General features: G+C 36.6%; 23 protein-coding genes. 14 read left to right on the top strand and 9 right to left on the bottom strand.

The genetic code is table 11. The annotated features are described in order from the left end of the window. Nucleotides 1-149: 149 nt before the first annotated feature. Together J2786_RS15215 and ypfJ are read left to right on the top strand one after the other, a co-directional pair. Entirely contained in the window at nucleotides 150-2,228 is a 2,079-nt protein-coding gene (locus J2786_RS15215) for an LTA synthase family protein (protein WP_047426906.1), read from the top strand. Between the two features lie 65 nt (nucleotides 2,229-2,293). Continuing rightward, the gene (gene ypfJ, locus J2786_RS15210; protein ID WP_047426902.1) at nucleotides 2,294-3,157 is read left to right on the top strand and encodes a KPN_02809 family neutral zinc metallopeptidase; all 864 of its coding nucleotides are present in this window, start codon (nucleotides 2,294-2,296) and stop codon (nucleotides 3,155-3,157) included. 59 nt (nucleotides 3,158-3,216) lie between these two features. Here ypfJ and J2786_RS15205 read toward each other — a convergent pair whose 3' ends face one another. Then, on the bottom strand, nucleotides 3,217-4,077 hold the full coding sequence (locus tag J2786_RS15205; RefSeq protein WP_047426899.1) for a GLPGLI family protein: 861 nt from the start codon (nucleotides 4,075-4,077) through the stop codon (nucleotides 3,217-3,219). 354 nt (nucleotides 4,078-4,431) lie between these two features. Here J2786_RS15205 and J2786_RS15200 point away from each other — a divergent pair, with 354 nt between their 5' ends. The 5 genes from J2786_RS15200 (at nucleotide 4,432) to sufD (ending at nucleotide 9,039) form a co-directional block, all read left to right on the top strand. Continuing rightward, nucleotides 4,432-4,761 (top strand): HesB/IscA family protein, encoded by a 330-nt coding sequence (locus tag J2786_RS15200; protein WP_027372006.1) that lies wholly within the window; start codon nucleotides 4,432-4,434, stop codon nucleotides 4,759-4,761. 85 nt (nucleotides 4,762-4,846) lie between these two features. After that, entirely contained in the window at nucleotides 4,847-6,295 is a 1,449-nt protein-coding gene (gene sufB, locus J2786_RS15195) for a Fe-S cluster assembly protein SufB (RefSeq protein ID WP_034691827.1), read from the top strand. 6 nt (nucleotides 6,296-6,301) lie between these two features. After that, nucleotides 6,302-6,805, top strand: coding sequence for a GNAT family N-acetyltransferase (locus tag J2786_RS15190; protein ID WP_047426896.1), 504 nt, complete (start codon nucleotides 6,302-6,304; stop codon nucleotides 6,803-6,805). A gap of 18 nt (nucleotides 6,806-6,823) precedes the next feature. Further along, nucleotides 6,824-7,567 carry a Fe-S cluster assembly ATPase SufC gene (gene sufC, locus J2786_RS15185; RefSeq protein ID WP_047376159.1) on the top strand — a complete coding sequence of 248 codons (744 nt, stop codon included), beginning with the start codon at nucleotides 6,824-6,826 and terminating at the stop codon, nucleotides 7,565-7,567. Between the two features lie 164 nt (nucleotides 7,568-7,731). Further along, nucleotides 7,732-9,039 carry a Fe-S cluster assembly protein SufD gene (gene sufD, locus J2786_RS15180; protein WP_047427858.1) on the top strand — a complete coding sequence of 436 codons (1,308 nt, stop codon included), beginning with the start codon at nucleotides 7,732-7,734 and terminating at the stop codon, nucleotides 9,037-9,039. 76 nt (nucleotides 9,040-9,115) lie between these two features. On the opposite strand, the gene J2786_RS15175 is transcribed toward sufD, so the two are convergent. Together J2786_RS15175 and J2786_RS15170 are read right to left on the bottom strand one after the other, a co-directional pair. Continuing rightward, nucleotides 9,116-10,039 carry a DUF3078 domain-containing protein gene (locus J2786_RS15175; protein ID WP_047426894.1) on the bottom strand — a complete coding sequence of 308 codons (924 nt, stop codon included), beginning with the start codon at nucleotides 10,037-10,039 and terminating at the stop codon, nucleotides 9,116-9,118. A 228-nt stretch (nucleotides 10,040-10,267) separates the two neighbouring features. Beyond that, nucleotides 10,268-11,194, bottom strand: coding sequence for a DUF3078 domain-containing protein (locus J2786_RS15170; RefSeq protein WP_047426891.1), 927 nt, complete (start codon nucleotides 11,192-11,194; stop codon nucleotides 10,268-10,270). A gap of 248 nt (nucleotides 11,195-11,442) precedes the next feature. Here J2786_RS15170 and J2786_RS15165 point away from each other — a divergent pair, with 248 nt between their 5' ends. The 6 genes from J2786_RS15165 (at nucleotide 11,443) to J2786_RS15140 (ending at nucleotide 19,592) form a co-directional block, all read left to right on the top strand. Continuing rightward, nucleotides 11,443-12,210, top strand: coding sequence for a rhomboid family intramembrane serine protease (locus J2786_RS15165; RefSeq protein ID WP_047426887.1), 768 nt, complete (start codon nucleotides 11,443-11,445; stop codon nucleotides 12,208-12,210). Between the two features lie 477 nt (nucleotides 12,211-12,687). After that, complete coding sequence (locus J2786_RS15160) at nucleotides 12,688-14,343, top strand: leucine-rich repeat domain-containing protein (protein WP_052186743.1); 1,656 nt, start codon at nucleotides 12,688-12,690, stop codon at nucleotides 14,341-14,343. A gap of 97 nt (nucleotides 14,344-14,440) precedes the next feature. Next, a complete protein-coding gene (locus J2786_RS15155; protein WP_052186740.1) occupies nucleotides 14,441-16,195 on the top strand; it encodes a leucine-rich repeat domain-containing protein in 1,755 nt (584 codons plus the stop codon). 238 nt (nucleotides 16,196-16,433) lie between these two features. Next, nucleotides 16,434-17,543: a DNA-processing protein DprA gene (gene dprA, locus J2786_RS15150; RefSeq protein ID WP_047426883.1), complete on the top strand. Its 1,110-nt coding sequence runs from the start codon at nucleotides 16,434-16,436 to the stop codon at nucleotides 17,541-17,543. Between the two features lie 190 nt (nucleotides 17,544-17,733). Next, nucleotides 17,734-19,092, top strand: a complete 1,359-nt coding sequence (gene gdhA / locus J2786_RS15145) for an NADP-specific glutamate dehydrogenase (RefSeq protein ID WP_047380182.1) — start codon at nucleotides 17,734-17,736, stop codon at nucleotides 19,090-19,092. 104 nt (nucleotides 19,093-19,196) lie between these two features. Next, nucleotides 19,197-19,592 carry an iron chaperone gene (locus tag J2786_RS15140; RefSeq protein ID WP_310025789.1) on the top strand — a complete coding sequence of 132 codons (396 nt, stop codon included), beginning with the start codon at nucleotides 19,197-19,199 and terminating at the stop codon, nucleotides 19,590-19,592. A 42-nt stretch (nucleotides 19,593-19,634) separates the two neighbouring features. On the opposite strand, the gene J2786_RS15135 is transcribed toward J2786_RS15140, so the two are convergent. The 4 genes from J2786_RS15135 to J2786_RS15120 form a co-directional block, all read right to left on the bottom strand. Beyond that, the gene (locus J2786_RS15135) at nucleotides 19,635-19,937 is read right to left on the bottom strand and encodes a hypothetical protein (protein WP_047426877.1); all 303 of its coding nucleotides are present in this window, start codon (nucleotides 19,935-19,937) and stop codon (nucleotides 19,635-19,637) included. A 235-nt stretch (nucleotides 19,938-20,172) separates the two neighbouring features. After that, nucleotides 20,173-20,661, bottom strand: coding sequence for a YkgJ family cysteine cluster protein (locus J2786_RS15130; RefSeq protein ID WP_047426875.1), 489 nt, complete (start codon nucleotides 20,659-20,661; stop codon nucleotides 20,173-20,175). Further along, entirely contained in the window at nucleotides 20,662-21,633 is a 972-nt protein-coding gene (locus J2786_RS15125; protein WP_047426871.1) for an ion channel, read from the bottom strand. 280 nt (nucleotides 21,634-21,913) lie between these two features. Continuing rightward, on the bottom strand, nucleotides 21,914-22,906 hold the full coding sequence (locus J2786_RS15120; protein WP_047426867.1) for a hypothetical protein: 993 nt from the start codon (nucleotides 22,904-22,906) through the stop codon (nucleotides 21,914-21,916). 201 nt (nucleotides 22,907-23,107) lie between these two features. Here J2786_RS15120 and J2786_RS15115 point away from each other — a divergent pair, with 201 nt between their 5' ends. Beyond that, nucleotides 23,108-23,488 (top strand): group III truncated hemoglobin, encoded by a 381-nt coding sequence (locus J2786_RS15115; RefSeq protein ID WP_047426865.1) that lies wholly within the window; start codon nucleotides 23,108-23,110, stop codon nucleotides 23,486-23,488. Between the two features lie 96 nt (nucleotides 23,489-23,584). Here the strand turns inward: J2786_RS15115 and J2786_RS15110 are convergent, their stop codons facing one another. Together J2786_RS15110 and J2786_RS15105 are read right to left on the bottom strand one after the other, a co-directional pair. Then, nucleotides 23,585-24,655 carry a calcium:cation antiporter gene (locus J2786_RS15110; RefSeq protein ID WP_047426863.1) on the bottom strand — a complete coding sequence of 357 codons (1,071 nt, stop codon included), beginning with the start codon at nucleotides 24,653-24,655 and terminating at the stop codon, nucleotides 23,585-23,587. Between the two features lie 66 nt (nucleotides 24,656-24,721). Then, nucleotides 24,722-25,060, bottom strand: coding sequence for a DUF6122 family protein (locus tag J2786_RS15105; RefSeq protein ID WP_047426860.1), 339 nt, complete (start codon nucleotides 25,058-25,060; stop codon nucleotides 24,722-24,724). Nucleotides 25,061-25,077: the final 17 nt, after the last annotated feature.

Raw genomic sequence — 25,077 nt, 5'->3', positions numbered from 1 at the left:
CTATAATGGGGCTATTTTTAATAGTCCTTTTTTTATTACTATATAAATAATTCATAAATCTTATTAATAAAAGGGATGTTTTTCTTTTTTTCCATCAAAAGTTCTCTACAAAAACTATCTTTGTGAAAATTAATAAAGACAGTCAATACATGTTTTTAAAAAAAATAAAACCTTTCCTGTACTTAGGAATTTTCTATCTTATTATTTCGTTGATAATAAGAACAGTATTCTTTTTTCATCCTATTACTACCGCCAGTTTTGGATTTTTCGAAGTTGTAAAAGTTTTGTTGATTGGTCTGGTAAATGACATTTTTGTTTTTATATTGGCCAGCTCCATTCTCGCTCTTTACTTCCTCTTTCTTTCCAATTCAAAATATAAAAAGCCCTACGGTTATAGTATTTTGGGAGCGTTAGTTCTGTTCTTCCTTTATATCTGGCTTATTCCAAACAATATTTTCAAGCAGTATGGAGGTTCTATCATGGAGATCGCACTTGTTTTCGTAGGAATAAAGACGTTTTTCTTCGGATTAATGCTGTTCCTTCCCACACAAAGGATTAAGATCCGCAATACACTATATTTCATTACATTACTATTATACGTTCTTCTGATTATTTTCAATGGAGTAAGCGAATACTTCTTCTATAATGAATTTGGAGTTCGTTATAATTTTATTGCAGTAGATTATCTTATTTATACCAATGAGGTAATTGGGAATATCATGGAAAGTTATCCGGTTGTACCGCTATTTTCCGCCATCATGATCGTTACCCTTGCCATCACATGGTTTATTTATAAGAAAACAAAGGATGAGCTTCTGGAACTTCCTGATTTCAAACAAAAAATGGTACTGTTGGGCAGCTTTATGGTACTTTGTGCGCTTAGTGCACTGGCCATACCTTCTTTGATGCAAATCAGATCTGACAATGTTTTTGCAGACGAAATTGAAGCTAACGGACTGCCTAAATTCTATTGGGCGTTTACCCATAATGAGCTGGATTATTTCCAGTTTTATTCACAGATTAACCAGCAGCAGGCCGAGAAGAATTTCTTAAGCCAATATCCGCAACATAGTTTATCAAGAGCAGTTGTTGCAGAGCAGCCTGAAGTAAAGAAAAACGTGGTATTGATCTCCATTGAAAGTCTTTCTGCAGATTTCATGGAACATTATGGCAATACCCAAAAAATCACTCCTTTCCTGGATAGTCTTGCTGATAAATCGCTGATGTTTACCAATCTTTATGCAACCGGAAACAGAACTGTACGCGGATTGGAAGCTTTAACATTATGCATTCCTCCTACAGCAGGAGAAAGTGTCATCAAGAGAGATGACAATAAAAATAAGTTCACAACGGGAAGTGTATTTAAGTCGAAAGGATATGATGTCAAATTTTTATACGGTGGATACAGCTATTTCGATAATATGCAGGACTTCTTCGGAGGAAACGGCTATGGAATCGTAGACAGAAATAACTTTAAGCCAGAAGAAATTACTTTTGCCAATGTTTGGGGAGTTGCTGACGAAGATATGGCCAGAAAAGCTATTCAGGTGATGAATGCTGAAGCCAAGTCAGGGAAGCCGTTTTTCAATCATTGGATGACCGTTTCCAACCACAGACCTTTTACCTATCCTGACGGAAGAATTGATATTCCGGGCACCGCAAAATCCCGTGAAGGTGGTGTAAAATATACGGATTACTCGCTTAAATTGTTCTTCGATATGGCCAGGAAACAAGACTGGTATAAAAATACTGTTTTTGTGATCATTGCAGACCACTGTGCTTCCAGTGCTGGAAAAACAGAACTTCCGATGGATAAATACAGGATTCCTGCCATGGTATTTTCTGAAGGATTTATTCAGCCTCAGAAATTCAATGCGCTGATGTCTCAGATCGATATAATGCCAACCGTTTTGGGGTTATTAAACTTCAGCTATCAGTCTAAATTCCTGGGCCAGGATGTATTCAAACCCGAATTCCAGCCTAAAGCTTATGTAGCAACCTATCAGGATCTTGGATTTATCAAAGGGGAGCGTTTGACCATTATTTCGCCGGTAAAAAAGGTAAAACAATATTCTTTAGAATTGGAAAAAAGCGATCTGAAACCGGAGTTTAAGCTGTATTACGACGAGAAATTATTAAAAAATCCAGATCAGAAACTGGTAGACGATGCTGTATCAGCTTATCAGTCTACTTCTTACTGGCTAAAAACGAAACAACTCAACAGATAAATATCTAGATATTTTCGCTTATAGTTTGGCGTAAAATATTTAAATTAACCCATAAATTTATTAGTATGAAATGGACAGACGACAGAGGCGGAAACGTTGATGACCGCCGTGGTTCAGGAGGCGGAAGTGGCGGTATGATTGTAGGTGGAGGACTCGGAACCTTAATTATAGCAGCCATCGTATTCTTTTTGGGAGGTGATCCATCCGGCATTCTGAATTCCGGGGGCATGCAGCCTTCAGGAAATTCCGGAGAACAAAGAGAGCTTACCGCTGGTGAAAAACAGGTTGGAGAAATGGTCGATATGATGGCCAAATGGAATATTCTTACCTGGGATCAGATTTTTAAAGAAAATGGAATGACTTACAGTGCCCCTGAGGTAGTTCTTTTCGAAAATACAACTTCTTCAGCATGTGGTACTGCCCAATCTGCTATGGGACCTTTTTATTGCCCGGCAGATCAGAAAGTTTATATGGATATGAGTTTCTTCAATGAACTTCAGCAAAAATTCGGGGCTAAAGTAACAGAATTTACGGTAGCTTATGTCCTTGCGCATGAAGTTGGGCATCATGTTCAGACTCTTTTAGGGACTACTCAGAAAGTAGATGCCTTAAGAAGGAGCGGAAGATATTCCGAAGAACAGATGAACAGAGTATCCGTTGCTACAGAGTTACAGGCTGATTTCTATGCCGGAGTCTGGGCAAAAAGAACCAATGACAGCAAACATATTCTGGAACCCGGAGACATTGAATCTGCCATAGATGCAGCAGAAGCAGTGGGCGATGATAATATCCAGAAAAGAGCACAGGGATATGTAAATCAGGAAAGCTTTACCCATGGATCATCTGCACAGCGTAAAGAATGGTTTATGAAAGGGTACAACACCGGAGATATCAGACAGGGAGATACTTTCAATCAATTATTGAAATAATTTTATCAGATTCATTGATTATAAAAACAAAATGCGGTCTCAGTGTGAGACCGCATTTTTTATTGCAATTCGATGGGATTAGAATTTTTCTTGGCTTCTTCTTTTACCCTTTCTTCCATTCTCTTTCTCATATCAGCAGGATTCTGGTTTCCTCCACCGCCGGGACCTCTTCCGCCTCCGCCTATTCTTAAGGTAGTCGAAAAGCCACCTTGTCCGCCGCTTTGACTCATGAATGACATTGGGTCGGTTTTAAACTTTTGCTGCTGCTTTACATAATCTGTTCTTTTCACTTTTAAAGTATTTCCAAACTGATTCAAAGCCGGAAATTCAGCAATTTTATAATTCTTCATTAAATCAAAAGAATAATCTCCTTTATCATCTTCCACTTTTACAATCAGTCCCGGAAGTCCACCGAACTTATAAGGTCCGTCCTGATAAGGTAGATCAGTGGTAAACCATGCGGTCCATTTCCTTCCACCAAAATCAGTTTCAGCTTTCTGAACTTTATACTCGCCTATTTTTCTCGTTTCTGACTCTATTTTCCAGTTCAGGGGTCTGTCTTCTTCATACGAATACATATCACGGCCAATTCTGTCTTTAAAATAGGTCTTTTGGTTTGTTTTATCTTTTTCAATGGAATAGCTGATATTCGTTCTTAATCCTTCCATCTGATCTCTGTTGATGCTTACCCTTCCGCCTCCGCTCTGAAATGCTTTTTGCATAATGGAATCTCTTTTGATTCTGTTTTCAGAATAAAACACTGATTTTTCCGGAGAAATATCCAGATAGGCATTTTCCGTCTTGATATCTGTTTTATTTTCTGCATCAGGTTTCATAGTTACCTGATACACAAACCTGTTTGTCTGTGCAGCAACATTCTGTATGAAGAGTGCTAATGCGATAATCCCTAATTTTTTCATTTATATTTTTATTTATTTTAATTCAATTGGATTTTGGATTGCATCCGTAAAGGAAGGTCTTTCTACAGATGGACTTTGCAATACAGGGTTTTCCATACAACGGTGAAAAACAAGACAAAAAAACTACTGCTTTTTGTTTCATTACCAATTTTCTTTATAGATCGAAAATAAGATTCAAGGTTAAATCAGTAATGAAATCTTCACATTGAAAGGCTAAATTTATCATTTTTTAACATAATTTATCCTTTAAGAAATTGCTATTAATATCAGAATCATTAAAATAGATATCTTCGATTTGAGATTGCGGAAATTAGTTCGTATTTTTGCATCATTAAATCATTCTAAATAAATACAATGATAAAAGTATCAGACTATGCAAAGGAGAAAGCCATCCAGTTGATGACGGAAGATGGTTTTAACCCTGCTGAAGATTATATAAGAGTAGGGGTGAAAAGCGGCGGATGCTCTGGTTTAGAGTATGTTTTAAAGTTTGATAACCAAAAAACAGACACAGATCAGATTTTTGAAGATAATAACATTAAAATTATTATAGATAAAAAATCCATCCTTTATTTAGCAGGAACAACTCTTGAGTATTCAGGAGGATTGAACGGAAAAGGGTTTGTTTTTAACAACCCGAATGCATCCAGAACATGTGGATGCGGGGAATCATTTAGTCTTTAGAAAAAAGACATTAGATCCTAGATTTCAGACCTCAGAGGCCAACTCTGAATTCTGAAATCTACCATCTGAAATCTAAAAAATTATAATGAGTAAATATACAGAAGACGATTTAAGAGTCGATCTAGAAAATAAAAAATATGAATTCGGTTGGGAAACGAAAATCGATTACGAAGATTTCCCGATTGGTTTAAATGAGGACATCATCCGTGCCATCTCTGCTAAAAAAGAAGAACCGGAATGGATGACTGAATGGCGATTGGAATCTTTCAAAATCTGGCAGAAAATGGTAGAGCCTGAATGGGCCAATATCAAATATGAAAAACCGGATTTTCAAGCAATCCGTTACTACGCAGCACCTAAAGTAAAGCCTGAACTGGCGAGTCTTGATGAAGTAGATCCTGAGTTGTTGAAGACATTCGCAAAGCTAGGGATTAATATCGAAGAACAAAAAAGACTTTCCGGAGTTGCCGTAGACATCGTAATGGACTCAGTTTCTGTGAAAACTACTTTCCAGGATACGTTGGCAGAAAAAGGAATTATTTTCTGTTCAATCTCTGAGGCTATTAAAAACCACCCTGATTTAGTAAGAAAATATCTTGGAAAAGTAGTTCCACGAGGAGATAATTTTTACGCAGCATTGAATTCCGCAGTATTTTCTGACGGAAGTTTCTGTTATATTCCAAAAGGGGTAAAATGCCCAATGGAACTTTCCACTTATTTCCGTATCAACCAGGCAGGAACAGGACAGTTTGAAAGAACGCTGCTTGTCGCTGATGAAGGAAGTTATGTTTCTTATCTTGAAGGATGTACAGCACCGTCAAGAGATGAAAACCAGCTTCACGCAGCTGTTGTAGAGCTTATTGCTTTAGATAATGCTGAGATCAAATATTCAACGGTACAGAACTGGTATCCTGGTAATGAAGAAGGTAAAGGAGGTGTATTCAACTTTGTAACGAAGAGAGGACTTTGCGAAAGAAATGCAAAAATCTCATGGACACAGGTAGAAACAGGTTCAGCAGTAACATGGAAATATCCTTCTTGTATCCTTAAAGGAGACAATTCTATCGGAGAATTCTACTCTATCGCAGTAACCAACAACCACCAGTATGCAGATACAGGAACAAAAATGATCCACATTGGTAAAAACACCAAATCTACGATCATTTCCAAAGGAATCTCTGCTGGAAAATCCCAGAACTCATACAGAGGACAGGTGAAAGTAATGCCTTCTGCAAAAGGAGCCAGAAACTTCTCGCAATGTGACTCTTTACTGATGGGTAATGAGTGTGGGGCTCATACTTTCCCTTACATTGAAATCAAAGATCCTACGGCACAATTGGAGCACGAGGCTACGACTTCAAAAATTGGTGAAGATCAGATCTTCTACTGTAACCAGAGAGGTATTGATACAGAAAGAGCAATTGCTCTGATTGTGAACGGTTTCAGTAAAGAAGTTTTGAATAAGCTTCCGATGGAATTTGCCATTGAAGCACAAAAACTACTTGAAATTTCATTGGAAGGTTCAGTAGGATAGAAAAATATGATAGCTACAGAAAGATTAATTTTAAGAAAACCTACAAAAGAAGACTTTGGAAGTTTCTTTGAAATTAATCATGATCCTCAGACCAATATTCACAATCCAGGCGGACCAATGAGTTTTGAAAAAGCAGAAAGCACATTTGCAAAAATGCTTGATCATTGGGAAAAATATAGTTTTGGAGGCTGGGTGATTGTTGAAAAGGATGATCCGGAAAATATAATAGGTTTCGGAGGACTGAGCTACAAACTCTACGGAGACAAAGAAAAATTGAATTTAGGCTATCGTTTTGCTTCCCAGGCATGGGGGAAGGGATATGCCACAGAATTCACAAAGAAAGCTATAGATTTTGGCTTTAAGGAGAACAATGAAGAAATATTTGCAATCGTTCGTCCTACCAATATAGCTTCTGTTAAAGTTTTGGAAAAGGCAGGTATGATCAGAATCGGGACTCTTGATGATGTTCCTGGTCAACCTGAAAGTTTAGTATATAGAATTCAAAAATAATTTGTTTAAGCAAATAAAATGTTAGAAATTAAAAACCTTCACGCCAAAATTGAAGATGGCGCAGAAATATTAAAAGGGATTAATCTTGAAATAAAGCCAGGCGAAGTTCATGCTATTATGGGTCCGAACGGAGCTGGTAAATCTACTCTTTCCTCTGTAATTGCAGGAAAAGAAGATTACGAAGTGACTGGTGGAGAGATTCTTTTCCAGGGAGAAGACATCAGTGAAGATGCTCCTGAAGATAGAGCTCACAAAGGAATTTTCCTTTCTTTCCAGTACCCGGTGGAAATTCCGGGAGTTTCTGTAACGAACTTTATCAAAGCTGCTTTGAATGAGACCAGAAAAGCAAACGGACTGGAGGAAATGCCGGCAAAAGAAATGCTTGCATTAATCCGTGAGAAATCTGAAAAATTGGGAATCAAAAAAGATTTCCTTTCAAGATCATTGAACGAGGGATTCTCCGGAGGTGAAAAGAAAAGAAATGAGATCTTCCAGATGATGATGCTTAATCCTAAACTGGCTATTCTTGATGAAACTGATTCAGGGTTGGATATCGATGCTTTAAGAATCGTAGCAGATGGAGTAAATCATTTTAAAAATGAAGGGAATGCAGTTCTTTTGATTACGCATTATCAAAGATTGCTAAACTATATTCAGCCTGATTTCGTTCATGTTTTAGCAGATGGAAAAATCATCAAAACAGGTGACAAGTCTTTAGCATTAGAACTTGAAGAAAAAGGTTACGACTGGCTTCTTAACTAAGAAGAATATATATTATTTCAGAGATTATTCTTTCTTGTAATCATTCATACAATGTGGCAGAAAAGAATCTCTACTATTAAAAATTGGTTTTCCTATTCCTCGGAATAACAATATTTTAGTTAATAAAAAAAGAAAAAATGGTGCAAACCACAGATATACCAGTAATGGCATTAAAAGAACAAATTATAGAGAACCATAATGAATTTTTGGAGAGTCTTCGTCACCGATTTCTGGATGACAGCAGAAAAGCAGCTCTTCAAAGATTTGCCGATCTTGGTTTTCCAACAAAAAAAGACGAAGAATATAAATATACCAATCTAAAGGAAATCACGGAAAAAAGCTACAACTTCTTCCCGAAAGAGAGCCACAACATCACTAAAGAGCAGTTTGATGAACTGCACCTTGGAGAAGAAAATTTTGATTGGATTGTTTTTGTAAATGGTAAGCTTCACAAAGAGCTATCTAAAGTTTCTATTGAGAATGTAGAATTCCTTTCATTCAATTATGCATTGAATGATGAGAAGCATAAGGAGGTTTTTGAAAAGTATTTCAATACCATTGCTTCCAAAGAGCAGGCTTTTACTAATCTGAACCTTGCTTACTGCAAATACGGTTTCTTCCTTAAAGTTCCTAAAAATGTAGTGATTGAAAAACCAATCCACGTTTTTTATATTTCTCAGAATCAGGAAGAAAACACCTTTTATAATACAAGAAACCTTTTGATCGTAGAAGAAGGAGCCAAGGTAGAGGTGATTGAAAGCCATCACAATTTTGACAGCACTTATGTACTGACCAACTCTGTAACGGAAATCTTTACCTATCCTAATGCAAAAGCAGACTGGCATAAACTTCAGAACGATAACAATACCACCTATCTTATTGATAATACCTTCGCAAGACAGGAGAAAGACAGCTTAACCACTGTAAATACATTCTCTTTCGGAGGTAAACTGGTAAGAAATAACCTTGATTTTATTCATAATGGATCTAATATCAATTCATTCATGAACGGAATCACTATTATCGGAAAAGATCAGTTGGTAGACCACCATACGGCAGTTCACCACAACTTCCCGAACTGTGAAAGTTATCAGAACTACAAAGGAATTTTTGATGGGAATGCCCATGGAGTTTTCAACGGAAAAGTCTTTGTTGACAAAATTGCTCAGAAAACAAACGCTTATCAGCAAAACAACAACGTATTGCTAAGTGAAGGGGCAAGTATTGATACAAAACCTCAGTTAGAGATCTTTGCTGATGATGTAAAATGTTCACACGGATGTACCGTAGGACAATTGAATGAAGATGCTTTATTCTACCTTAGAGCAAGAGGAATTTCTAAAAAAGAAGCTCAGGCATTACTTTTATATGCTTTCGCGAATGATGCAATGCAAAACATTGATATAGAACCTTTAAAGGAAAAAATCTCAAAGCTACTGGCTGAGAAATTAGGAGTTGATATAGAATTCTAAGACTTATATATATTGATAAACAAAAGCACTTCATTTTGAAGTGCTTTTTTATTGTGTCAGATACTATGTTTCTATCTTATTTTTTTAACCAGCTTTGGTTATCTTTATTTTCTGAACGCTTCTTACCATTATCAAAATTGTAAGCCAGACCTACACCTAATGTCTGTTTCAACTGGGTTTTCCAGATCTGATTGTGGTCATACAAAAGATCCAGGGTAACATTTGTAGAAATATATTTATTGATTTTCATGCTTAAAACTCCGCTGTATCCAAGAACAAGCCTCTCCGGATGATCAAGGTAATTTGAGAATACAGAAGCCGTGTTCAGCAAGGTAATATTTTCCATTATCTTCAGCTTGTACATTGCCGTTCCCAGAAAACCGAATTGGAAAAGAGAAGAATCACCATCGTTTTTAAGACCGTAAGTTCCTGCTTTCTGAAGATCTTCATCTAAAACAAATGTCCATCTGGCATTCGCTGGGCGTAAAGTCACTGTAAGATTGTCATTGGGACGGTAAGTAACCCCTGCTCCAACACTCAGGTATCCGGGAGCCATAAAATTGGAAATCTTTTTAGCATCAGGATTATTTCCATCTTCATAACCCGGAGCAAACTGAGTCTGGAGACCTGCACCTGCAGATAAATACCAATGCTTGGCAAATTCTCTACCGTAGTTTGTAGAAAGATTAATAACATCCTGTGTTTTTCTTACTCCAGTTCCCTGCGTATTGTTTTGTCCGTAACCCAGAATAATAATATTTTCCCAAAGATCTTTCCCTTTTTCATAAGTCAGGTTGTAATTAACACCGGCAAGCCATCCTACGTTATTGGCTCCTCCACCTACCCAGTTTGAAAAGGCAGCCTGGTTAAGCATTAATGTATTTTGTCCCTGAATAGACCATGCTTTAACAGTGTCGGATGCCGGAGCCTCTGTCTTAGCCTCCTGAGCGAATGTTACAGCCCCAAAAGAGATAGAACTGATCAATAAAAGTTTTTTCATAATGTTGATTTATTACAAATGTATAAATAATAATTTATGCCATCATAAAATTCACTTTAAAATGAATTTAACATAATAAAAAACAACCGATTAAATATTTGAAAATCAATTATTTAAAAACAAAAATATTGCTCATCAAACTTAAGTCAACTTAAAATTACAGTATTTTTAAAACAGAAAAAACACCTCATTTCTGAAGTGTTTTAATTATAATATAAGTATTCTAAACTACTTTTTGATCCACCACTGGCTGTCCTTACGATCAGAACGTTTTACTCCATTTGCCAGCGTATAGGCGAATCCGATTCCAAGCGTTTGTTTCAGCTGCGTTTTTTCTATCTGGTTATGATCGTAGAGCAAATCCAAGGTTACATTGGATGAAATATATTTATTTACTTTTAAGTTCAGTAAAGCTCCATAAGCTAGAACCAGCCTGTCCGGACGATCAAGATAATTAGAGAAGACAGAAGCAGTATTGGTTAAATAAATATCTTCCATTATTTTCAATTTATATATTGCTGTTCCCAGAAAACCGAATTGTAATAAAGAAGTATCACCATCATTTTTCAAACCATAACTTCCCGCTGTCTGAAGGTCTTTATCCAATACAAATGTCCATCTGGCGTTGGTAGGACGTAACGTTACCGTAAGATCATCATTGGGTCTGTACGTGATCCCCATCCCGACGTTCAGGTAGCCTGGTGCCATAAAATTGGATATTTTTTTTGCTTCAGGATTATTTCCATCTTCATATCCTGCAGCAAACTGTGATTGAAATCCTGCTCCCATAGAGAAATACCAGCTTTTTGAGAATTTTCGCCCATAATTGGTAGAAACATTGATAACGTCTTGTGTTTTTCTTATTCCCTGGCCTTTTGTATCATTTTGTCCATATCCAAGAATGATGATATTTTCCCAAAGGTCTTTGTCTTTTTCATACGTAATATTATAATTGATACCGGCAAGCCATCCCACGTTATTGGCTCCACCTCCTACCCAGTTTGAAAAGGTAGCCTGATTGATCATTAATGTATTTTTTCCTAAAACCGACCAGTATTTTATGGTATCTACTACTACGGAATCTTTTTTCAATTCTTCTTGTGCACTTGCATATATTCCTATAAAACAGGAAAGAATTAATAAAAACTTCTTCATTACTCTAAATAATTTTCAATGCAAAAATATTAATATAATTTCTTTAAAAGGTAAATTAAGCTTTAAAAGAACCTTTTCAATAAAGTTGAATCTCCCAATAACAAGATATTTCTATAAAATCAATGCCAAAATAATAAGTTAAAAAGTTAAATTAATACCTTTTGTCTTAAAATCAGGTCAATAGAAGCTTATTCATCGACAAATTTTCCGAAATTTATCATTGGCTTTTGATTTGACGTAAAATCCATATGTTCAAAAATGTAATTTCCAAAAGAGCGGTTATCTATCCGTTGCTGATGCTTTCAGCAATGTGGTTCGGGTACTTTTTACAAATGCAGGGCTTTTTTCAAAGCTGCTTTGGAGCCATTATCCCTCTGCTTCCCGAAGGATTGCTTGGTGTGGTTACCTCTCCCCTTTTGCATGGAAATATTGATCATATTATAGGAAACTCTATCCCAATAGCAGCCCTTATGTTTTTGCTGTATCAGTTTTATCCATTGGTTGCCAACAAGGTCTTTATCATCGGCTGGCTGGCCACGGGACTATTGGTGTGGCTTCTTCCTCCAATCGATATCCTTACCGGTGAATACATGTACACCTGTACCATTGGAGCCAGCGGTGTGGTATATGTTCTGGCCTTTTTCCTTTTCTTCAGCGGGGTGTTCAAATGGAATACAAAGCTTCTTACGATTTCAATGCTTGTAGTACTTTACTATGGAAGTTTGGTTTGGGGAATGCTTCCCGAAGAATTGTTTTACAATATGCAGGAACCGAGCAAAATTTCCTGGCAGGCCCACCTTTCCGGAGCTGTAGTAGGCAGCATCATTGCTTTTGCCTTTAAAAATGTGGGAGAAAAGAAGAAAAAATTCATCTGGGAATTTCCCAATTATTACAGTGAAAAGGATGATAAATTATGGCAGGAATACCGGGAAAATCATCCTGAAGATTTTATGGAACTTCCTTATAAGAAAAAAGATGACATCTGGGATCATCTGGATGAATTAAGAAAAAGATAAAAACCTATCATTCATGTAAAAAAAACCGTCTAACACTTTAGATGGTTTTTTTTATATCTCTCATTAGCTGATTTTTAATCTAAGATCGAAAAATTCGGGCTCATTTTCTTCTGGCATATCTAACTGCTTTTTAACCCTATTCAACTAAATCATCATATTCATCCGTAGCTCTTAATTTACATTGATCAAAATTTAAATCTACGTAACAATGAATTTATATTTACAAATAATATTCTGGATTTTGTTTCAATTACTTGAAATTTGTTTCATTAAACAAACACCTATAAACCACATAAATTCAACACATTAAGCTTTGCTTGAATAATCACCAAGCTACTGAGTTTACCGCATATTTTTGAACAGAAGCAGATTGCAGATTCCCTTTAAAGACATCGGAATACACTGTCATTTGTTTTAAATGCCAGAGCTAAATCCTTAATGAAAGCAGATAATACTTATTAAACATTCAAAAAACATATGGTTACTGATAAACAATTAAAAAAAATTACCGAAAAAATAGTAAAGGCTCAGGCTAAAACATCACGGGAAACAAGCCTGGATTTGTCCGGGTTGTCTATAGATTCTGAGACTTTAGATAAAGTGATGCCTGAAATATTAAAGATTCAGAATCTTACGAAACTTGATTTAAGCAAAAACAAACTTACAAGCTTACCTGACAGTATAGGTGAACTATCAAGCCTTACCCAATTGATTGCCAAAAACAATAGTATTCAACGCGTTCCTAATACATTAGCTAATTTGGGGAATCTTGAAAGATTAGATTTTGCAGGAAATTCTCTTTTACCTAAATCGGATGATCTTGTCAATTATATTAGACAAATAATACCGGATGTCACTAATAGGTATAAGAATGCACTAAGTAAATTGTATCCGAATGATAAAGAGCAGGCAAAGATCGCAAAACAGATAGAGGCTTCTGATTTAGATCCTTCACCTATTGCTTTTGAAATTAATTTAAATGGGAATAATATTCAGAATACAATGATAAAATCTTCCAAAAATGCCATAAAGCTATTTTTGAGTAAGGTGCCTGTTCATAATGAGTATGAACTGAATGTATATAGTCCTACTGTTAAAATGCTGCTATCCCAACTGCGGGACCCTAATATTCCCGTTGAAGACAGAAATACGATACAATTAGGAATAACGAGTTCTCTGGGAAACTGCGACACTCCCGTTAAAGAGCATTTGATGAGAGTGAAGATCGCAGAGCTACTAAAATCAGGAGAAAAATTATCTGAAGAAAATTATCTGATGATAGAAAGGCTGGCCCTTATTGAGGCAACAGGTAAGCTGAAAAATCTACCATCAAAGGAAAAAATAGAAGCAGTAAATGCCTTGGTTAGTTTAGTTTATTCTGAAAAACATATACAATCTCTAACCAAAAAATTAGATATACAACTGGCATTTCTTACAGGGAAAAATAATAGCATTAATGGCAAACAGAGAGATCTACCTCTTATATCGGTAAATGCCGGATATGGTTTGGCCTTACTAACACCTAAATTAATTGATGAATTTGCTGCATTGGTTGGTAAAAAAACGGGTCCATTTTGCATATTGAATGAGGAAAAGCTAAAGGAATTAACAGACAATTATCTTACTGGCAAGGGCTTGCAGAATGATACTATTGTAATAGAACGGGAGAAGTATATCCAGAAATATCCGGAAGATATGCAGACGTTTATTATGGAGGGCTCTGATCTATCAGATACGCTCTTTTCTGCTGATATAGATGAAGTAGGAGATCTGATGAACTTCCCTGGTCATCAGGAAGAACTTAGGGAGTTATTTAAAAATGAAAATAAAGAAGAATCCATCAAGCAGAAATACGAAAAATATGTATCGGAACAACAAAATAAAATTAAAGATTTTGTGGATCAAAAGCTAGCATCCCAGAACACACAAGCAGACGGACAAGGAATGTCAACAGAGAAGGTTATGAGTGATCATAACAGGTATCATCAGATGGCTTCTCCCCAAATTCAATCTCAAACAGAGACACAGAGAAGGGAATCGCGGACCCTTTCAACCTCTGCCCGACACGATCAAACAGAGATACAGAGAGAGGAGTCACGGACTTTACAAGGCTCCACCGCACATAGACGTTAAAGAAGAGATTCCAGAGAGCCTTGGTTCTCAGTGAACAGATTAAAATGCTTTAGATCAATAAAGCTTTAAAATATTTATTAACATTAAAAAAAAGCATATGGTTACGGAGGAACAATTAGAAGAAATCAACGATAGAATATCATGGGTTGAGTTTGGATCATGGGAAACCAGCTTAGATTTGTCCGGTTTATCTATAGATTCAGAAACTTTAGAGCGAGTGATGCCTGAAATATTGAAGATCGAGAATCTCACGGAACTTAATTTAAGCAACAACAATCTTACGAGTTTACCTCGCAGTATAAGTGAACTGTCAAACCTTACCCGTTTGATTGCCACAGATAATAAAATTCAGGATCTTTCTGACATCTTAGATAATTTAGGAAATCTTGAAAGCTTAGATTTTAGTGGGAATCTTCTTTCACCAGATTCAGCGAGACATCTGAGTCATATTATACAGACTATAGAGGATGTAACTGAAGATTATGAATATGCATTAAGTATATTGTATCCGGATGATGATGAGCGGTCAGAGATTGCAAAGCAGATAGAAGCTTCCGATTTAGACCCGGCAGCTATTACCAGTGAAACAGTTTTCAATGATAATATTATTCAGAATACAGTCAGCAAATCTTCTAAAAATGCCATAAAACTGTTTTTGAGTAAGGCTCCAGTTCATAATGCATATGATCTGAATGTATATGGTCCTACCGTTAAAATGCTGCTATCTCAACTGCGGGATCCCAATATTCCCATTGAAGACAGAAATACGATACAATTAGGAATCACCAGTTCTCTGGGAAACTGTGACACTCCGGTTAAAGAGCATTTGATGAGAGTAAAGATCGCGGAGCTATTAAAATCAGGAGAAAAATTATCAGAAGAAAATTATCTGATGATAGAAAGACTGGCCCTTATTGAGGCAACAGGTAAGCTGAAAAATCTGCCACCAAACGAAAAAATAGAAGCGGTAAATGCCCTGGTTAGCTTAGTTTATTCTCGCAAACATATAGTACATGTAGCTAAAGAATCAGATATACACTTGAGGTTTATAAATGGTGAGAATGAGAATCTAACTAAACAAAGAGACCTACCTCCGATATCAATAAATTCAGAATATGGTTTTACAATATTAAGCCCTGATATAATTGAGGAATTTGTTGATTTGGTTAGTGCAAGAAATATAGGTATAGTTCATGAATTAAATGAAAAAAAATTAAAGGAATTAACAGATAATTATCTGTTTAGCATGGGCTTACAAAACGATTCCATTGCAGTAGAAAGGGAAAAATATATCCAGATATATCCGGAAGATATGCAGAAATTTATGGAAAACCCAGATATATCAGAGACCCTCTTTTCTGCTGATATGACTGAAAATGAAAATGACGAACTGATGAACTTTCCTGCCCATCAGGAAGTGCTTAGGGATTTGCTAAAAAATGAAAATAAGGAAGAATCCATCAAGCAGAAATATGAAGAATTTGTATCTGAACAACAAAGTAAAATTCAGGATTTTGTAGATCGGAAGCAAACTCCCCAAACCTTACAAGCAGAGGGACAGGGCCTGTCAACAGAGAGCACATTTTTGCAAACAATGACAAATATATACAGACAGCAAGAAGCATTGGATGCCCAGATGGCTCAAATGGCTCAGAGGGTTCAAGCAGCAGGTCAGGGAGAGTCAACAGAGAACGCTACCGGGAATAGGTATCATCAGATGGCTTCAGCCCAAATTCAACCTCATACAGGGGAATCACGCCCTATAGCGGGTTCTGCGAGATTTCGCCCTCAAGCAGAAGCACGTAGAGAGGAATCAACACCTCTACCAGGCTCTGCCCGCCGCCGACCTTAAGCCAAAAAATCAAGAGAGCGCTTCGACTCTCAACGAAGACCAGGATAAAGTTATATGAACCATAAATAGAAAAAATTAATTCTCTACAATAGTCCATTGTAGAGAATTAGTTTTCATAAGAAAGGTATACTGCTTCAGAATGTGTAATTATAGATTATTAGAATGGAAGAATCATGATGTAAGAATATCTATCAACATTTAAATAAACTTATTTCATTACATTTGAAAAAAAACACACATGAATTCCGAAGAATACTTTTATGCCATCGCCCTCCGCGAGTGCAGTCAGATTGGCGATATCCATTTTCATAAACTTGTCCGTACTTTCGGGAGTGCCCAGGAAGCCTGGAAAAGAGCAAAAAAAGAGCATAAAAAACTGGAAGGGATAGGACAAAGAACAGTTTCTGATATTGGAAATGAGTCTCATTTGAAATTCGCAGAAGAAGAATTAAATTTTTGCGAAAAAAATAATATCCAGATCAGGCTGAAACACCTCAAAGAAACCCCTTCCCTGCTTAATGAATGTAATGACGCACCGGCTATTCTTTATCAGAAAGGGAATATTGAAGATATCCAGTCAAAAATAAGTATTGTAGGAACCCGGAATATGACTGCTTATGGAAAACATTTCATCGAAGACTTTTTTCAGGCAACACAATCTTCAGAATATATTACGGTGAGCGGCCTCGCTTTGGGAGTTGACAAAGAAGTTCATGAGCAGTCTGTTCTTCATCAAAAACCTACTATAGCTGTTCTGGCCCATGGTTTTCAATATTTATATCCGACGAAAAACAGGAAGCTTTCTGAGAAAATTCTTCATGAGGGAGGCGCACTAATCACAGAATTCAGTTCCTCAAGAAAACCAGACCGGGAAAATTTCATCCAAAGAAACAGGATTGTAGCAGGAATATCTCCGGCAACTATTGTGGTGGAAACCGGTTTTGGGGGTGGGTCTGTAAGCACTGCAGCTTTCGCTAATGACTATAACCGTGATGTCTTTGCACTGCCGGGAAAAATTATGGACAGCTACAGCCAGGGATGTAATCAGTTGATTTTCCATAATAAAGCAACTGCTATTTCTACTGTAAAAGATCTCATTGAACTCCTTGGATTAAATGCTCCCAAAGAAAAAATAGAAGAATTATTTCCTCATAGCGAGACCATAATACAATTATCTAACAATCAACACTTAATATATCAATCTATTCAATATTACCCACAGATTTCTTTAGATGATCTTGCCCAGAGAATTGATCTTCCCACTCACAAAATCTTACCAATAATTTTGGAATTGGAACTTTTAGGGAAAGTAAAATCATTTTCCGGGAGGCAATTCATCGCAATTTAAGATTTAATGATTTCTTAATATTGCATTATTTCACACATAACATTTCATTTTTAACAAAATTTGAACACAAATTATCAATTTAATAATATTACGAAACATTATTATTTAATTTTTAACAAAGTTGAAATACAGTGTTGTGAATCTTGAAAAAAAAATTAAATTTGTTGACAATAATATTCAACCTTAATATATGGAACAATATAATATTGACCAGAAAATCCAAGAGTTTATTGCAAAAATTGAAGCAAAAAATCCTAACGAACCGGAATTTTTACAGGCTGTAAAAGAAGTTGCCGTAACTGTAATTCCATTCATTGCTACTAAAAAAGAATATACCGGAATGAAGCTGCTTGAAAGAATGGCTGAAGCTGAAAGAATTATTATTTTCAGAGTTCCATGGGTTGATGACAAAGGAGAAATTCAGGTTAACAGAGGTTTCAGAATTCAAATGAACTCTGCTATTGGACCATACAAAGGAGGAATCCGTTTCCACCCTACTGTAAACTTATCAGTTCTTAAGTTCTTAGCTTTTGAACAAGTATTCAAAAACTCTTTGACAACTCTTCCAATGGGAGGTGGTAAAGGAGGTTCAGATTTCGATCCACAAGGTAAATCTGATATGGAAGTAATGCGTTTCTGCCAGGCTTTCATGACAGAATTATGCAAGCACATTGGTCCTGAAACTGACGTACCTGCAGGAGATATTGGTGTTGGAGCAAGAGAAATCGGATATTTATTCGGACAGTACAAGAAAATCAGAAACGAGTTTACCGGAGTTCTTACAGGAAAAGGTCTTGCTTATGGAGGCTCATTAATCCGTCCTGAAGCTACAGGATACGGTGTAGTATACTTCGCTGAGCAGATGCTTAAGACTATCGGGCAAAACTTCGAAGGTAAAACAGTTACAGTATCAGGTTTCGGAAACGTAGCTTGGGGAGTTATCAAAAAAGCAACTGAACTAGGCGCTAAAGTAGTAACAATCTCTGGACCAGATGGATACATCTACGATAAAGATGGTATCAGCGGAGAAAAGATCGATTATTTATTAGAACTTAGATCTTCAGGAAACAACAGAGCTGAAGATTATGCTAAAAAATATCCTTCAGCTGAATTCCATGCTGGAAAACGTCCTTGGGATGTGAAGTGTGATGTTGCCTTCCCTTCTGCAACCCAAAACGAATTAGATTTAGATGATGCAAGAAAATTAGTTGAAAACGGATGTGTTTGTGTAACTGAAGCGGCGAATATGCCTTCCACACTAGATGCCATCAACTATTTCTTAGACAATAAAGTATTATTCTCTCCTGGTAAAGCTTCCAATGCTGGAGGTGTTGCAACATCAGGATTAGAAATGACTCAGAACTCTATCCGTCTTAACTGGACTTCTGAAGAAGTTGATGCAAGATTAAAGGAAATCATGATCGGTATCCACAAAGCTTGTAGAGACTATGGAAAAGACGAAGACGGTTATGTAAACTACGTAAAAGGTGCAAATATTGCCGGCTTCGTAAAAGTAGCAGAAGCAATGTTGGCTCAGGGAGTTGTGTAACGAAAAAAAATAAAGGTTGGGAAAAACTCCCGACCTTTTTTGATATAGCCTGTTCCCGGGATAATGGGAAAAAAGTAAAAAGTGAAAGGAGAAAGCGCTGCTATATGCAGCGCTTTTTTTATTTTTATATCATGCTGAACACTTTTACAAATATTGATGAATACATTCTCCTGTTTCCGGTGGAAGTACAGGAGAAGCTGCAAGAACTTAGGAAAGTAATTCATTTACAGGTTCCTGATCTTGAAGAATATATTGGCTACCAGATGCCTGCCTTCCGGTACAAAGGGAAACCTTTGGTTTATTTTGCGGGGTACAAAAAGCATATCGGATTCTATCCGGGAGCTGAAGGTATCCACAATTTTGAGACAGATTTTAAAGAAAAAAAATATAAGTTTTCCAAAGGAGCTGTGCAGTTTCCAATTCATGAAAATCTTCCGCTGGATCTGATTACTAAAATTCTCCGGTTCAAAACAAATGAAATTGAACAGAAAAAATCCTGAAATAAAGATTTCAGGATTCCGACTAGTGTTTGCTAAAGTGCTTTACTTTTTCTTCTTTTTGTCTTTCTTTTCCTCTTTTGGAGTATCTGCAGGCTTAGTGGCATCAGTTGGCGTTGTGCTTACTGACGGATCAGTTGCCGGTGCAGTTTCTGTTGTAGTTGCAGGTGATTTTTCCTGTTGATTCTTTTGATCCGAAGGACTTGTAGTCTGTGTATTCGGTTGTTGGGTTTGAGTTGTCGTAGGGTTATTAGTTGAAGTATCGGCTGGCTTTTGTGGTGTTGACTGTGCTGATACTGCGATTACTCCGACTAATGTAAACGCTGCCGTTAAAATTAACTTTTTCATAATGTAATATTTAAATGATTGTTTAACTTAAACGAAGCATCATTTATAAAATTATGTGTAAAAAGCTTATTTAACGTACTTTATAATTATTTAAGAGGAATTTGCAAAAATGAGTTCGGCTGAATTGGCTGGAAGAGTGATGCTGAAATCCGGAGGATTTTTAGAGTAAAAACAACTGTTTCATGATCACTGATAAGAGCTACCAATCCTCATCTTCCCTCCTCTGCCCACATAGTTACTTCCCAATATTCTTCATCATTTTTTCTACGAATTCAAATGCTGCCGGGCAGATAACGGTATTTTTCAGCATGAGATTATTGATCTGATAAATCTTCTTACGGTCGGTATGGGGATATTCACGACATGCCTTTGGCCTTACATCGTAGATAGAACATGTATTATCACTATTCAGAAAAAAGCAGGGAAGATTCTGCAGTACTTTGTCATTATCTTCATCTACTCTTAAAAACTTAGCCTCAAAGTCAGCAGATTTCATTCGCAGATGCCTGGAAATTCTCTCAATATCCTTTTCAGTATAGAGAGGACCGGTTGTTTTGCAGCAATTGGCACATTGCAAACAGTCTATTTCTTCAAAAACTTCATTATGGGCATCCTGCACGATATAATCAAGATTTTTGGGCGGTTTTTTCTTTAACCCGTCCAGAAATTTCTTATGCTCTTTCTGCTTTTGTATCGCCTGTTTTTTATAAAAATCTAAATCCATTTATTCTTTGTTTCTCACTGACTCCGGGAGTTCCTCTTTCTTATATTCATTGATTTTATCCAGATCCAGTACTGTTGAGAGATTTTCCTTGTTAGGATAATACATCGGGACAAATTTAGCACCATATACAATTTCTCGTGTAGTATACGAAGACCTTTGAACCACCGTATTTGAAAACACTTCGTCAAATGCGCGTACCTGTACGATAAGTTCCATATCCGTATTTTTAAAATCTTCTTCAGAAAATCCATAAAACGGAGAGTTTTCATCAATTTTATGCACTACGGTCCAGTTGAGAGCCAGCGTATTGATTTTACTCATCTGTGTTGTAAGCCTGTAGAAATTGCTTTTGGCAACTCCGTTTTCCATCACCTCAATGGCTGCAGATACAATAACGTCTGCATCCGTCAATGCATTATTTTTATACGGTGCAAGCCTGAACATTAATGCTGAAGACTCCTGAAAAGGGGCAATAACGGCTATATCAGAAAACCTAAGATACGCCCGGGGTCTTGAAAATCTTCCGTAAAAAAGTCCCGTTGCAATGGCAAAGGTAAGCAATCCCAGAAAAGCTTCAAAAGTAGCCACCAGACTTGCCAAAAAACCTACAGGAGCTATTCTTCCATATCCAACGGTGGTAAATGTCTGGGAACTGAAGAAAAAGACATCAATAAATTCATTGAGTGGATCACTCTTATCTATTCCGGTAAGATGCTCTACACCAATCAAATAATAGATCATAGCAAATACAAGATTAATGATGATATAAGCGATAACCAGATACGATATAAAACGGAATGATGAGAGATTCAGCATGGTGTGGTACCAGCTTAGCCTGTTAAAAACATTCACTCCCCTTCTCTGAACATTCGGGAGGCCGTCCTTATTGATAAATCTTCCGGATGCATTGGTTCCGAAACCACTGTTCTCCGCATTTTTCTGGCGGATTTTTTTTCTGAATCCTCCTGTCATTCTGTAATCATTTTGACTTTATTATACTGTGATATTCCTCTACCATAAGCCAGTTAATGATCAGCTTTTTCTTTCAGCATATACTATTTAAAAAAGCAAAGTTAAGAATAGAATTCATTAAGATGTCAATCCTTTCTTGTAATCATCTTTTAAAATTCATTATTCAGATGACAGATTGCTTTCTCGAAGGCTTTTACAGAACGTACACTTAAAAGCACAAACAAAAAAACAGCAGAAATTTTGAATATCTGCTGTTTATATAATCTTTATTAAAGTAGTTTTATATCTGTTGTGCCGGTGATTCCAGTACAGTAACACTTACATTACTTACAGATTTTACAATACCGGACTCTCCGTGTATATTGGAAAGAAAATCAGGGAAGCTTTCAATAGGGAAAGCCCAGTAATAATGTCCATCTACAGGAGAAGGAAAGTTTGCCTGTAATCTTCCGGTTAATTTCATAGGTACAAAGTACTCAACAGATGATCCTTTCAATTTTGTCAGGATAGAAATTGATTTTTTAGAATGGGCAGGGACAATGGTCTTGTAGCTGCTGGTCTCGGTAATTTCTTCAGAATTTTCTGTACCTTCTGTTGTATCTCCTCCTACCACAACTTTTGTGCTTGCTGAAGCTTTTGCTACCAGCGGAATATCAACAGATACTGATGCTGCCACTTCAAATGACCCTGAAACAGTCCGTTTCCAGGAGGTAGAATATCCTTTTTTATAAGAATAAGTTACCGTAATCTCACTTTCTCTGTCCCCATTATTAATCGCCTCCGTAGTATAGGCGTTATCCGGTAAATCTACTCCATCTGTTTTTATAGATACCTCAGGAGTTCCCAGAACAATGGAAACATTAGGATTAGGAGCAGTATTCCTGGCATCTCCATCTACAGAAAGGTCAGGATTAAATATAATTCCATCCGGAACCTGGCCAGAGTATGCAAAAACATTTTTCAACCTCGTTCTCTCTCCGGAGTAACTGGTATCATATCCCATGTCTTTCAGATGATTGGACTTGAAAGGGATTTCACGCTCTTCATTAGATGAACTATAGTTTGTTCTCAGACTATCATTCCCTGATAATTTAAATTCATCTACAATTTTCCAGCCTTTTTGAAGCATCTCTGCCTCCGTCAACTGTGATTTCTTCACCTCAGAATAATTCACTTTTTCTGAATCATCAGTAATAGTACTCACTTCATCCCTTGAACATGATACCGAAAACATCAGTAAGAGAATACCAATAGAATTGATTTTTTTGATCATTTTAATAATTTTTTAGTGTTTAATAATTAAATTTACAAAAAATGAATTCTTTTAAGGCCTTTTTTTGCGAATTAATCAAATTTTAATCTTTCCCAATTTTTCATTGTATTCTACTCAGGTTGTACTCTAAAATACTGTTTATATGAAATGTATCAATTTAGAGACTGGAATTTTTAATACGAATTATACTAACTTTGAACTATGAAAAAGCTTGAATCAAGAGAAGACATTGAACACCTTGTCAATTCATTTTACAACAAAGTTGTTGAAGATGAGACTATCGGGTTCTTTTTTAATGATATTGCTAAAGTAGTTTGGGACCAACACCTTCCTAAAATGTATTCTTTCTGGGAATCTATTCTTTTTGGGCAGATGTCTTATAAAGGAAATCCAATGGGTGTCCATTTCCCTATTAATGAGATACAGGCTATGGAGCAAAAACATTTTGACAGATGGCTGATGCTTTGGCGTACTACTATTGAGGAAAACTTTGTAGGAGAAAATGCAGACATGGCGATCTATAAATCCGAGAATATAGCAAAACTCATGGCTTTCAAAATGGAGCTGGCGAGAAGGCTGTAGTAATGCGAGATGCGGGGTACGGGATATAGATATCGAGGATAAATTCCTGGATTTATTTTACAGACAGACAGATTTGTAATTTTGTAATTTTTCTTTTTAAGGAACGATTACTGTAAAGATATAGGCTGCCAGATTCACTAACAGGACAGTACCGTAAAGAACGTTTGTTTTACCCCGGCTTAATGAAAGCATTACTATAAATACGGATAAAGAAAGCAGAATAATGTCTTTTTTATCCAGGCCTAATACAAGTGGAATATCATACATGATACATACTGCTGAAACCGCAGGAATAGTGAGACCGATACTTGCCAGTGCAGAACCCAATGCGAGATTTAAACTGGACTGTATTTGATTGGCTCTTGCAGCACGAATCGCAGCAACCCCTTCAGGAAGAAGAACCACGGCAGCAATAATTACCCCAACCAAAGATTTTGGAGCTCCAAGACTCTGTACCATACCTTCTATGGTATCGGATAATCCTTTTGCCATCAGTACGACAATTACAAGACAGATTACCAGAAAAATAAAGCTGATAAGCGTTTTGGGCAATGAGGGAATATAATGTTCTTCAGGATGCTCATCAGGAACAATAAAATAACTTCTGTGGCGCACAGTCTGTACCATCAGGAAAACTCCATAAATGACAAGACATGCTATGGATATAAAAATAAGCTGCGCTTCGTTATAGAATGGTCCGTTGACACTTGAGGTAAAATTGGGAAGAACAAGGGTAAGTACCAGAATGGAAACAATACTCACCAGATAAGTAGTTGCTGAGGTTCTTGCAAAGAACTGCTCATGATATTTAACGCCGCCTACCAGAATACATATCCCCAGAATTCCATTAAGAATAAGCATTACGGCGGCAAAAACGGTATCTCTGGCCAGCGTGATCGCCTGATCTCCGCCGGCAACCATCAGCGAGATGATAAGTGCCACTTCAATAATGGTGATACAAAGTGCCAGGATGATGGTTCCAAAAGGCTCTCCTACTTTATGAGCTACAACTTCAGCATGATGTACTGCTGACAAAACGCTTCCGATCAGTAAAATACCGGCAAGAATATCATAAAGAACACCACTTCCCATCAAACCGGAAAAGTAGTATCCTACTGCCAGAATAGGAAAAATATAGGTATAATGTAAAAGTTCTTTTAGTCTCATATCGTGACTACAAAATACAAAAAATCTATAATAATTTCAATATCAAAAGAAAATATTAATAATATTTTAATGAGGCCAGAAGTTAAAGTCCTGATAATCTGTAAACATATGAAACAGAAGCCCGATTCCTATAATCCTGATATTTCCTTTAAAGAACAACAGCAAAAAATACACCGCAATGGCATAATAAGAATGTAAAAAATGAAAACCTATGCTTCCTCTTGACGGATCAAAAACAGGATTGGCAAAAAGATGATCCAGGTCTACCAGCATGGTAGCAAGAAGAATAAAATACGCCTTTTTCCAATTTTTACGATAAAAAATTAATGCAATAAAGACAGGAAAAACGAGATGTAAAAAATAATGTGTAAAGGTTTTGAGCAATGCGATGTCTGATGGAGCCATTAATAAAATTTTGTTCG

It is taken from the genome of Chryseobacterium vietnamense (genome assembly GCF_031454475.1).
GTDB classification, from domain to species: domain Bacteria; phylum Bacteroidota; class Bacteroidia; order Flavobacteriales; family Weeksellaceae; genus Chryseobacterium; species Chryseobacterium vietnamense.
Note: the sequence above shows the minus strand (reverse complement) of the source record. Positions and strands in the feature narration are given on the sequence as shown.